This window comes from Sporichthya sp. (assembly GCF_013815995.1).
GTDB lineage: Bacteria > Actinomycetota > Actinomycetes > Sporichthyales > Sporichthyaceae > Sporichthya.
Genome location: NZ_JACDFE010000154.1, coordinates 1 through 11193, shown reverse-complemented (window position 1 = coordinate 11193; position 11193 = coordinate 1). Strand labels below are relative to the sequence as shown.

At 70.0% G+C, this 11193-nt stretch carries 11 protein-coding genes; 9 read left to right on the top strand and 2 right to left on the bottom strand.

Annotated features, from left to right (window positions below):
* From H0X00_RS16375 to H0X00_RS16345, 7 genes are all read left to right on the top strand, one after another.
* Window positions 1–1259 (top strand): ABC transporter substrate-binding protein (locus tag H0X00_RS16375; RefSeq protein WP_293772881.1); only part of this gene is annotated, 1259 nt, incomplete at its 5' end.
* Between the two features lie 3 nt (window positions 1260–1262).
* Window positions 1263–2141 (top strand): branched-chain amino acid ABC transporter permease, encoded by an 879-nt coding sequence (locus tag H0X00_RS16370; RefSeq protein ID WP_293772879.1) that lies wholly within the window; start codon window positions 1263–1265, stop codon window positions 2139–2141.
* Window positions 2141–3295 (top strand): branched-chain amino acid ABC transporter permease, encoded by a 1155-nt coding sequence (locus H0X00_RS16365; RefSeq protein WP_293772877.1) that lies wholly within the window; start codon window positions 2141–2143, stop codon window positions 3293–3295. The genes H0X00_RS16370 and H0X00_RS16365 overlap by 1 nt, the downstream gene beginning before the upstream one ends.
* The gene (locus H0X00_RS16360) at window positions 3292–4068 is read left to right on the top strand and encodes an ABC transporter ATP-binding protein (RefSeq protein WP_293772876.1); all 777 of its coding nucleotides are present in this window, start codon (window positions 3292–3294) and stop codon (window positions 4066–4068) included. Before H0X00_RS16365 ends, H0X00_RS16360 begins: the two co-directional genes overlap by 4 nt.
* Window positions 4065–4826 (top strand): ABC transporter ATP-binding protein, encoded by a 762-nt coding sequence (locus H0X00_RS16355; protein WP_293772875.1) that lies wholly within the window; start codon window positions 4065–4067, stop codon window positions 4824–4826. Before H0X00_RS16360 ends, H0X00_RS16355 begins: the two co-directional genes overlap by 4 nt.
* An 8-nt stretch (window positions 4827–4834) precedes the next feature.
* Window positions 4835–6190 (top strand): hypothetical protein, encoded by a 1356-nt coding sequence (locus H0X00_RS16350; RefSeq protein ID WP_293772874.1) that lies wholly within the window; start codon window positions 4835–4837, stop codon window positions 6188–6190.
* Window positions 6191–6200: 10 nt separating this feature from the next.
* Window positions 6201–6575, top strand: coding sequence for a monovalent cation/H(+) antiporter subunit G (locus H0X00_RS16345; RefSeq protein ID WP_293772873.1), 375 nt, complete (start codon window positions 6201–6203; stop codon window positions 6573–6575).
* Between the two features lie 33 nt (window positions 6576–6608).
* On the opposite strand, the gene H0X00_RS16340 is transcribed toward H0X00_RS16345, so the two are convergent.
* Together H0X00_RS16340 and H0X00_RS16335 are read right to left on the bottom strand one after the other, a co-directional pair.
* The gene (locus tag H0X00_RS16340) at window positions 6609–7889 is read right to left on the bottom strand and encodes a helix-turn-helix domain-containing protein (protein ID WP_293772871.1); all 1281 of its coding nucleotides are present in this window, start codon (window positions 7887–7889) and stop codon (window positions 6609–6611) included.
* Between the two features lie 256 nt (window positions 7890–8145).
* Window positions 8146–8778 carry a TetR/AcrR family transcriptional regulator gene (locus H0X00_RS16335; RefSeq protein WP_293772870.1) on the bottom strand — a complete coding sequence of 211 codons (633 nt, stop codon included), beginning with the start codon at window positions 8776–8778 and terminating at the stop codon, window positions 8146–8148.
* Window positions 8779–8890: 112 nt separating this feature from the next.
* On the opposite strand from H0X00_RS16335, the gene H0X00_RS16330 reads away from it, so the two are divergent.
* Together H0X00_RS16330 and H0X00_RS16325 are read left to right on the top strand one after the other, a co-directional pair.
* Window positions 8891–10048, top strand: a complete 1158-nt coding sequence (locus tag H0X00_RS16330; RefSeq protein WP_293772869.1) for an acetyl-CoA C-acetyltransferase — start codon at window positions 8891–8893, stop codon at window positions 10046–10048.
* The coding region (locus H0X00_RS16325; protein WP_293772868.1) for an acyl-CoA dehydrogenase family protein at window positions 10048–11193 on the top strand (1146 nt) is incomplete at its 3' end. The genes H0X00_RS16330 and H0X00_RS16325, both read left to right, overlap by 1 nt.

The window sequence follows — 11193 nt, the reverse complement described above, 5'->3', positions numbered from 1 at the left end:
ACCCGAACGCGGCCACCGCAACCAAGCCGGCAGGCGGGGTCGTGGCCTGCGGAGCGGCCGCGCCGGCCGGCGGCAACGGCGGCGCCACCGACATCGGCGTCTCCGACACGACGATCAAGGTCGGCGGCACGTTCTTCAACGGCGGCTTCCTGGACAAGTACAGCCAGGTGTCGCAGAACGCGGCGAGCGCCTACTTCAACTTCATCAACAGCCAGGGCGGCATCTGCGGTCGCAAGATCGCGTACTCGCCCTGTGACACCGCCGGCACGGCGGACGGCACGAGCGGCTGCCTGACCAAGCTGGCCGCCCAGGACAAGGTCTTCATGATGGGACCGTCCCTGGACTTCAACCTGGACATCGTTCAGAAGACCCTGGACGACTACAAGCTGCCCTGGGTCGGGTCCTCGGGTCTGTACGACCAGGAGTTCACCAGCCCGTGGATGTACCCGACGCAGATTCCCGGCGGCTCGGTCGGCGCGCTCATCGCCTCCCACGCGGTGAACGTGCTCAAGGTGAAGCGGATCGGCGTCTCGCAGCTGCGTAACGGCGCGGGCCCGTCCTGCACCGGCAAGGTCAAGTCCACCGCGGAAGCGCTCGGCGGCACCCTGGTTCAGGTGGCGCTCAACTCCGACGTCGAGACCAGCCTGGACAGCCAGGTCGCGGCCCTGAAGAACGCGAACGTCGAGGCCGTCCTGTTCTGCAACGACCCGGTGAACACGGTCAAGTTCATCCAGGCCGCGCAGCGCACCGGCTGGCACCCGGTCTTCTTCGGTGGCTTCGTCGCCGCGGACGACGTGCCCAAGGCCGCCGGCGCGTACGGCAAGGGGATGTACGGCCTGACGATGTTCGACTTCTACAACTCGACCTCGCCCGGCCTGACCGAGTACAAGAAGATCACCGAGTTCTACTACCCGAACACCTTCCACCACTTCTACGAGCAGGCCGCTTACGCCGGCGCCGCCGCGATCGTCGCGGCCCTGAAGGCCATGGGCCCGAAGGTGACCCGGACGGACTTCCTCAAGCAGCTCAAGACGATGCGGGCCTTCGACATCGGCCTGGGCCTCAAGCTCGACTTCGGGAACCTGAAGAACGCGCAGCCGAGCGGCATCATCCTCAAGGCCGACGACGCCCTGGCCTGGCAGATCGAGTCCAAGCGGTTCTCGCCGGCGACGGCGAAGTCGAGCATCTCCTCCAGCGTGCAGCCCGAGATCGTCGGGGACCGTGGGCGGGCCCGCGTCGCGCCGGCTCGGACGTTCTGATCCATGGAGCGGTTCTTCGGGTACCTCGTCACGGGACTGGCCAACGGCGCGATCTTCGCCCTGGTTGCCCTGGGTGTGGTGGTGATCTACCGGGTCAGCCGGGTGATCAACCTGGCGCAGGGAGCGATCGGCGTTTTCTCGGCGTTCGTCTTCCACTACACCCTGATGGGTGACCTGGGAATGCCGGTCGCGGTCGCCACCGCGGGGGCGATCCTGACCGGTGCGGTGCTCGGGGCCGGGGTCGAGAAGTTCGTGGTCCGGCCCGTCCAGACCCGCGGCGCCCTGGCCACGCTGACGGCCACCACGGGGGTCCTGCTGCTGCTCACCGAGCTCACGGTGCAGCTGTGGGGCCCGGACAACCCGGTGATCGCCTCGGTCTTCCCGGACACCCTGGTGCGCATCGGCAACACCGGCGTGACTGTCCATCAGATCGGCACGGCCGGGATCGTCATCGTGCTGGCCGGCGGGCTGTACTGGATGCTCGCGAAGACCTGGGTCGGCGTGGGCATCACCGCGATCGCCCAGGACCCGGGCGCGGCCCGCATCGTGGGGCTACCGGTCCGGTCGATCGTGACCCTGACCTGGGCCATCGGCGGCGCGAGCGCGGCGGTGGCCGGCCTGATGTACATCCACCTGAACAGCCTCGACCAGATCAGCCTGACGTTCGTGCTGATCTCCAGCCTGGTCGCGGCGGCCCTCGGCGGGTTCAACAGCCTGCCGCTGGCCGGGGCGGGCGGTGTCGCGGTCGGGCTGATCTTCAGCTTCGGCCAGGGCTACCAACCGGTCGCCGGCATCGGACAACTTCTGGTGTTCATCGCCCTGCTGGGCGTCCTGCTGGTGCGGTCGAACAAGCCGCAGCTCGACGTTGTGTCGGAGTTCTGATGGCCCCGGGCGTGAAGAACCTGAAGAACGCCGCTGACCGGGGCGTGAAGCTGACCGGCGGTCCGCTGATGAGCGGCAAGCGGGTCGAGGCGGGCGGCGTCCTGATTCTCGCCATTGGCCTGCTGGTCTGGCCGCTGGTGACCCCGGAGGTCGCGCACTTCTACGGCAGCCTGTCGGCGATCTACGCGCTGATTGGGCTGTCGCTGGTCATCCTCGTCGGCTGGACGGGGCAGATCAGCCTCGGACACGCGGCGTTCGTCGGGTGCGGCTGCTACTTCGGCGCCAAGTTGCTGAACAACGACGTGCCGCTCGTTCTCACGGTGGTCCTGATCGGGTTGATCGGCGCGGCGATCAGCCTCATCCTCGGCATCCCCTCCCTGCGGTTGCGCGGGGTGTACTTCACGATCGCCACGCTCGCGTTCGGAGCGGCGTGCCAGCAGTACTTCTTCACCCGCTCCGAGGTCCGCGGGATCGCCGCGGACCAGGTGCCGCGGGCGAATCTGGTCGGCATCCAGACCACAACCGACCGCGGCCTGTACTACGCCGTGCTGGTCGTGCTCGCGATTGCGTTGGTGCTGGCCTACAACACCCGGCGCACTGACGTGGGCCGCGTGCTGTTCGCCATCCGTGACTCCGAGCAGGCCGCGGCTGCGATGGCGATCAAGATCGCGCCGTACAAGATCGGGCTGTTCGCGGCCTCGGCCGCGCTGGCCTCGATCGCCGGTCTGTTCTACGGGATGTTGTTCCAGGCGACGCCGGCCCCGGAGCAGTTCAGCGTCCTGCAATCGCTGTTCTACCTGGCGATGCCGGTCCTCGGCGGCGCGGAGGCCCTGCTCGGTGCGCTGGTCGGCGGGGCCTTCCTTGCCGTCGGTCAGCCGCTGGTCAACCTGTTCGACGTCCGCCTGTTCCTGATGACCAGCATCGCGCTCCTGCTGACGCTGCTCTCCGGCTTCGACGGTGTCACCGGCGCCCTGAAGGCCGGGCGCAAGGCCATCGCCGATGCGGTGCGCGGTGAGCCGGTGCGCTACGGCTCGTTCGTTCCGCACGAGGAGCACGATCACTCGCCGCCGCGCGTGCACGCGACGGTCGGGGAGAGCCCGCCGCCGGTGGGCAGCGTGGTACGGGTTCGGATCGTCCCGGGGGTGCGGCCGTGAGCGGGCATCTGATCGGTACCGGCCTGACCAAGCGCTACGCCGGTCTGGTGGCGAACGACGCCGTCGACATCGAGGTCCGCCCCGGCGAGATCGTCGGCCTCATCGGGCCCAACGGTGCCGGCAAGACGACGTGCTTCAACTGCCTGACGGGCGCTCAGAAGCTGACGTCGGGTTCGATCACGCTGGACGGCAAGGTCATCACCAACCTGCCCGCGAGCGAGCGGGCCGGGATGGGGATGGCCCGCACGTTCCAGCAGGCCCAGCTGTTCAAGCACCTCTCCGTCGAGGAGAACCTGCTGCTCGGTCGGCACCGCCACTACGGCGCGAGCGCCCTGCGCGCCGCAATCGGCCTGGCCGGAGGAGCGGAGCGCAAGGCGCGCGACCTGGTCCACTCCATCGCCGCTCAGTGCGGGCTCACCGAGGTGCTCGTCGCCCCCGTCGGTGACCTGCCGTTCGGCACCCAGCGGATGGTGGAGGTGGCGCGGGCGATCGTGCTCGAACCCACCGTGTTGCTGGTCGACGAGCCCGGCGCCGGCATGGACAGCACCGAGTCGGCCTACTTCGGAGCCCTACTTGCCCGAATCAGCCGCGAACGGGACATGTCGGTGCTTATCATCGAGCACGACGTCGCGATGATCCTGTCGATCTGCGACCGAATCTACGTGCTCAACTTCGGCAAGCTGCTCGCCCAGGGCACCCCGGCTGACATCCGGGCCAACGCCGAGGTCCGGGCGGCGTACTTCGGCAGCACCGTCCAGGAGGCCGCGGTATGACGATGACCGACCCGGTCAGCGCTGCTGTCGCTGCCGTGACCGCGGCCAAGCCGATCCTCGCCACCCGCGCGATGGACGTCGGGTACGGCAACGTGCTCGCGGTCCGCCGCCTCACGTTGCAGGTCAATCCGGGCGAGATCGTCGCCCTGCTCGGGCCGAACGGCGCGGGCAAGACCTCGAGCCTGCGCGGCATCACCGGCCTGGTGCGCCCGCAGGCCGGCACGGTCAGCGTTAACGGCGTCCGGATCGACAGCCGCGGCCCGGCTGTCGCCGTGCAAGCCGGACTCGCGCACGTGCCAGAGGGCCGCCGGGTGTTCCCCGAGATGAGCGTGACCGACAACCTGCGCCTCGGGGCGTGGTCCGCGCGCCGCAAGCAGAAGCTGGTCGACTCCCGCCTGGCCGACGCGTACGCCCTGTTCCCCCGGCTGGCCGAGCGACGCGGGCAGCTGGCCGGTTCGATGTCCGGTGGCGAGCAGCAGATGCTCGCGATCGCCCGGGCCCTCATGAGTGAACCGAAACTGCTGCTCATCGACGAGCTCAGCCTCGGGCTGTCCCCGCTCGTGGTCGACGAGATCCTCGCGCGGCTCCTCGAGCTGAACAAGGAAGGGCTGTCCATCCTGCTCATCGAGCAGTTCGTGCACCGGGCCATGGAGGTCTCGGACCGGGTTTACGTGTTGAAGAAGGGGCACGTGGCGTTCAGCGGAACACCGGCGGCTGCCATTCGGATCGGCGCGGTCGAGGAGGCCTACCACCTGTGAGCCCACCTATGAGCAACGTCAAGAGAGATCTGCTGCGAAAGCGCGGCGTGCAGACCGCCGCCGGGTCCACCGCCCTGCTGCTCACGGTCGGCGTGGCCATCCTGTGGGACTCCACGGCCCAGGCCGCGGCGCCGGACAACCTTGCCGTGTTCTTCGCCGCGAGCCAGGCCACCCCGGCCAGCGTCGTCAGCCGGGTCCCGGCCGAGACGGCCGGCGGCTACCTGCTCTCGCAGAGCTCCGTGCAGATCGGCAAGTCCCAGGCCCTGGCCGCCGGGTTCACCCTCGGTCCGCTCGGTGACGCCTTCGTCGTCACCTCGGCGCCGCCCGGGACCATCACCCAGATGCCGTCGGTGATCACCGCGCAGGACCCGCCTTCGGAGACCGCGCCTCGCGAGGCGTCGCTCTCCGGCGGCAACGGCGGCGGCCCCAGCGTGGGCGGCGAGGTCCGCAACGCCGACCTCAACGCGCGCGCCAGCGACAGCCCCAACGCGGTGGCCAACGCCTCCGGGCAGAGCGTCACAACGGCGGTCTACACCGCCGGGGCCGGCGTCTCGCACAGCGAGAGCGCGGTTCTGCCGGACGGCACCGTCCAGACCAAGGCCACCACCTCGGTGCAGAACGTTCTGATCGGTGGACCGACGGGCCTGAAGATCGCCTCCGTGGACAGCCTGGCGACCATCACCATTGCGCCGGGCCAGAAGCCCATCACCTCGCTGCAGGTCCACACCAGTGGCGCCTCGCTGGCCGGCGTCCCGGTGATCATCGACAAGAACGGTCTGCGGATCTCGGACCAGATCCCCCTGCCGGCCTCCAGCGTCGCGGCGTTCAATCAGGGACTGGCCGGCCTCGCTGCCCAGGGGCTGACGTTCATCGCCTCGACCGAGACCTCGAAGGTGAGCGAGGGTCAGGCGGAGCTCTACGGCGCGGCCTTCACCTTCCGCTACCAGTTGCCGGAGTCGGACATCGAGCGGCCCAGTGACATCGGGTCGGACGAGACCTTCGAGTACGGCAAGGTCTTCGCCTCGGTCACCTCGCGGGCCCTCGGTTCGCTCGGCGGTGGTCCGGAGCTGACTCCGACCACGACTGATTCCGCCGCGGTCCCGGGTGCCACGGTCCCGGGTGCCACGGGCACGGACCTCGCCGGCACCGCCGACCTCGGCGCGCTGCCGTCGACGGTCGGAACGATCCCGACGGTCGGTCTCGGCGCTGCCGCTCCGGCCGCCGCGGTTCCGGTCGGATTCACCCTCACCAGGCCGAGTCTGGCCCCGGACCAGTTCAAGGACGGTTACCGCTTCCTGCTGTTGGCAGCGGCTCTGGGCGTCGCCGGCCTGGTCACCATCATTCGCAAGCGCCCCATCGCGTAGAGGAGCACCGATGAACGACCGCGTGAGAGATCTCCGACTCAAGGCACTCGCCGGCACCCTGGTCCTGGGTGGCCTGGTGTGCGTGCTGCTCGGCTTTCTCGGCGTGCGCCGCAATGACGACATCGTGCTCCAGATGCCGTACCTCGCTTCCGGCGGAGTCGTCGGACTGGCCCTGATCAGCCTCGGCGCGCTGGTGATGATCCAGCAGCAGATGCAGGAGCAGAGCCGGCGGGCCGCGGCCGTGACCGAGTCGCTGGAGGAATGGAAGGAAGCCGCGCTCGCCGAACTGCGGGCCTTCCTGGAGAGCGCCACCCTCGAGCTCGAGGTGCGCAACCCGGCTCCGACGCATCGCATGGAGAACAGCAGCGCGTCCGTGCGCCAGTAGCAGTTCCGCCTCGTCGACTTCCCGTAGCGCCGCTCAGACCAGGCGGACGCTGCGGGATTTCGACGTTGTGGGCGCGGGTGGTGCGTGGGCATGGACCCGCCGCCAGAGCAGGTCGCACACGAGCAGGGCCACTTCGACGTCGAGGCGACCCTCGCCGAATGGTCGGCCCCGGACCTCCTCGGCCTTGCGGATCCGGTAGCTGACGGTGTTCTTGTGCAGATGGAGTCGAGCGGCCGCCTCGGTGAAGCTGCCGTTCGCTTCGAGGAAGCAGCGCACGGTGGCCCGCAGCCGCGCGGTCGAGTCGTCGGTCGCGGCGAGACCGCCGAGCACGCGCTCCGTCCAGTTCCGCAGGTCGTCCGGATGGTCCGTCAGCAACGCCGCGATCGCGACTTCGTCGAATCCGACGAGCTGGGAGTGCCCGCTCATGGTCTCGGCCACCTTGCGGGCCCGCTGGGCCTCCCGAAGCGTGCCCCGGAAACCGTTGAGCCGGGCGCCCGGTGAGCCCAGGGCGATGCTCAGACCCGGGTGATTCAGCAGGCGCTCGCGCAGCAGGGCGCGGTCGAGCAGAGGCTCGCTCGGGCCGCTGAGCCAGGCCCACATGGTGTGGTCGTCGGCCAGCATGGTCAGCGGGTTGCGGCCCGAGGCCTCGGTGAGCAGCCGGTTCGCCGCCTGCAGCGCCGCGTCCGGGTCGGGGGTCTCCGGCGCGACCCACACGATCGCGGCCTGGTGCCGACCCGAGAGTGGAGTGCCCAGCAGGTGCTCGGCGGAGCTGTCGGTGAGGTTCTCGTTCTCGAGGATCGTGCGCAGCTGAGCGGTGCGGGCCGCGCCGGTGCGACTGTTCCAGCGCCGGAGCTCGGCCGCGTAGATGTCGATCAGCCCCGCGCTGACCTGGTCGATGTAGCGGTTCACCCGCTGCGTGATGTCGGCGACGGCGGCCAGCGCGCGGCTCGTGTCGAGGTCCGGCATCTCCGTGAGCAGCGCCAGCGCCCACTCGGTGAGGCGGTGCTGACCGAGCCGGTAGGCCCGGAGCAATGCCTCCAGGGACAGCTCGTGCTGGGCGAACCGGCGGGCGTACTCGGCCGCGGCCGGCGGCACGGTGATGTTGTGCACCGGGATCTTGTGAGCCAGCACGTCGACGATCGCCTCCAGATTGGAGGAGGTGCTGGCGACCATCAGCTGGCGCACGGTCTCGTCGTGCTGGAACTCGGGGATGACCTCGACGAAATAGGTCGTCAGTTCGGTCGTGAGCTCGGGCAGATTGGTGTCCAGGACGCGCGCGATCTCGGAGACGACCGCGTCGACGTCGACTGCCATGCGGCGAAATATACGCCTGGACCCCCGCTGCCCCGGGTTCAGAAGCCCTTTGCCAGGCCCGTGAAGCACTCGAACCGGCCCCCCTTGGGGGCGGTGCAGCCCGACGCCGCGATGTTGAGCGACGCGTAGCAGTCGTTCGGTGAGGGCAGCCCTCCAGGCCGAGATCACGACGGCGCTGATCACGACGGCGCTGCTGAGCCGACTGCCCGAGTCCTAGCCGCGCTGCGCAAGGGATGTCATCCCTTGCGACCGGCCGTCAGGCCTTGACGGGTGCGTAGAGCGTGTTCCAGACGATCGCGGTGTACGCCTCGATCAGCGTCTCGACGGTCGCGTCGTCGGCGCCGCGCACCAGCTGGTGCAGGCCGCGCTCGGCCATCCAGGTCAGCCATTGGGCGACCTCGGCGGCGGGCAGGTTGGGGTCGACGAAGCCGTCGCGCTGACCGGTCTTGATGTGCTTGCGCAGGCCGGCCGCGTTGTGGGTCATCAGAGCCATCGCGGCCTCGCGGACCGCGGCGTCGTAGGCGGCGGCGTCGAACGCCGCGGCCATCAGGTTCGTGTGCGGGCGGTAGGTCAGGACGATGGACGACAGCGCCTTGCGCAGGTCGTCGCGGTCGGCCGCGGCGTCCAGGCCCCACCAGTCCTTGGCGGAGTCGTCGAGGGAGGAGGTGATGTCCTCCAGCCAGGCCCGGAGCAGCTCGCCCTTGTCCTCGAAGTAGACGTAGAAGGTCGAGCGGGCGACCCCGGCCTGGGCGACCAGGCGTTCCACCGACAGCTCGGTGAAGCTTTCGCCCTCGGCCAGCATCTGCTCGACGGCGGCCAGCAGCTTGGTCCGGATGTCGTCCCGGCGCTGCGCGCGGCTGCTCTGGGCCTTGCGGGTGATCGAGGGCATGGCTGCATTGTGGCCGAACGGACGTTTCGTTTCCACTCGCTGTCTGGACGCGTTGTCCGAGGTCGTAGGATGTGTCCAGACGCAGCGTCCGATTTCCCGCGAGGAGACCACCGTGCCCGAGGCCTACATCGTCGATGCCATCCGCACCCCCGTGGGACGCCGCAAGGGCGGATTCGCCGAGGTGCACCCCGCCGACATGGGCGCGCACGTCATCAGGGCCTTGGTCGAGCGCACCGGGGTCGACCCGAACGCGATCGACGACGTGATCATCGGCTGCCTGGACAACATCGGCTCCCAGGCCGGCAACATCGGCCGCACTGCGTTGCTCGCCGCCGGCCTGCCCGAGGCGGTCCCGGGCGTGACCATCGACCGCCAGTGCGGCTCCTCCCAACAGGCGGTGCACTTCGCCGCCCAGGCCGTGATGAGCGGGACGAACGACCTGGTCATCGCCGGCGGCATCCAGAACATGACCCAGTACACGATCTTGTGCGCCTTCCTGGCCGGCGAGCACTACGGCCTGGGCCGCACCGACCCGTGGACCGGCAGCGAGGGCTGGGCCGCGCGCTACGGCACCGACGGACTCAGCCAGTTCACCGGCGCTGAGGGCATCGCCGACAAGTGGGGGATCAGCCGCGAGGAGATGGAGCAGTTCGCGCTGACCAGTCACGAGCGCGCGCTGCAGGCGCAGAAGAACGGCCACTTCGACCGCGAGATCCTGCCCTACGGCACCATCACCGCCGACGAGGGACCGCGCGCCGACACCAGCCTGGAGAAGCTCGCCGGGCTCAAGGAACTCGCCCCCGGCGGCAGGTTGACGGCCGGCGTCGCCAGCCAGATCTCCGACGGCGCGGCCGCTCTGCTGGTCGCCTCCGAGGCGGCGGTCAAGGCCCACGGGCTCAAGCCCCGCGCGCGGATCCACCACATCTCGGTGATGGGCGCCGACCCGGTCCTGATGCTCACCGCGCCGATCCCGGCCACCAAGCGGGCGCTCGAGCGCACCGGCCTCAGCGTCGACGACATCGACGTCTTCGAGTGCAACGAGGCTTTCGCCAGCGTCCCGATGGCCTGGCAGAAGGAACTCGGCGTCGACCCGGCCAAGCTGAACCCGAACGGTGGCGCGATCGCGATCGGCCACCCGGTCGGGGCCAGCGGCGCCCGGATCATGACCACGCTGCTCCACGAGCTCGAGCGCACCGGTGGCCGCTACGGCCTGCAGACCATGTGCGAGGGCGGCGGCGTCGCCAACGTCACCATCCTCGAGCGCCTGTAATGGGCTGGCCGACTGACGACGAGTCAGCTCTCGCCACCGAGGTGGCCCGCCTGCTGGAGCGGACCGCGTCCCGCGAGGACCTCAAGGCCACGGTGCAGCCTTCCTCGGTACAGCACGACCTGGCCTGGAAGCAGCTGGCCAACCAGCTCGGGGCGGCCGGCCTGGCCGTGCCGGAGGAGCTGGGTGGCGCCGGGGCCGACCTCGGCGCGTTGGCCGTGGTTGCGGAGCAGATCGGCCGGGCCTGCGCCGCAGTGCCGTTCCTTTCCACGGCGATCGCGACCACCGCGCTCGCCGCGGTGGACGACACCGAGATCTTGCCGGCGGTCGCGAGCGGGCAGCGGACCGCGGTGCTCGCCGCCCCGTTGGACGGCTCCCCCCTCACCGTGACGGCCGTCGGTGGCGCCCTGACCGGCTCGGTGGACGTGATCGATGCGTTGACCGCCGACCTGCTGATCGTCGCGGCCCGCGCTGCCGGCGGAACCGCGTTGTTCGTGGTCGAGGCCTCGACCACGCGCCGTACGCCGCTGCACACCCTGGACCTCGGGCGCCCGCAGGCCCGCGTCGAGCTGGCCAACACTCGCGCCCGGGAACTGGCGGCAGACGCCGGCCCCGCCTTGCGGGCCGGGCGCCAGGTCGCGCGTCTGCTGCTGGCCGCGGAAAACCTCGGGATCGCCGACTGGTGCCTCCAGACCGCGGTGGAGTACGCCAAGACCCGCGAGCAGTTCGGGGTCAAGATCGGCACCTTTCAGGCCGTGAAGCACCTGTGCGCGGAGATGTTCTTCGCCACCGAGGTGGCCCGTGCCCTGCTGGTCTCCGCGGTCGAGCTGTGCCGCGGCGAGGTCAAGGCGCCCGGCCGGACCGCGCTCAACGCTGCGGCGCTGGCGTGCGCCGAGACCGCGGTGTCGGCCACCCAGGGCGCGGTGCAGGTGCTCGGCGGCATCGGCTTCACCTGGGAGCACGACGCGCACCTGTACTTCCGGCGGGCCCGGGCCAACGCTGTGCTGACCGGCTCGACCGCCGCCACCAAGGACTCCCTCGCCGAACTGCTGATCGCGGGCAAGGGCATCGCCGGGCCGGCGCCGCCGATGAGCGCCGAGGTCGCGGCGTTCGGGGAGCAGGCGCGCGCCTTCTTCGCCACCCACGCG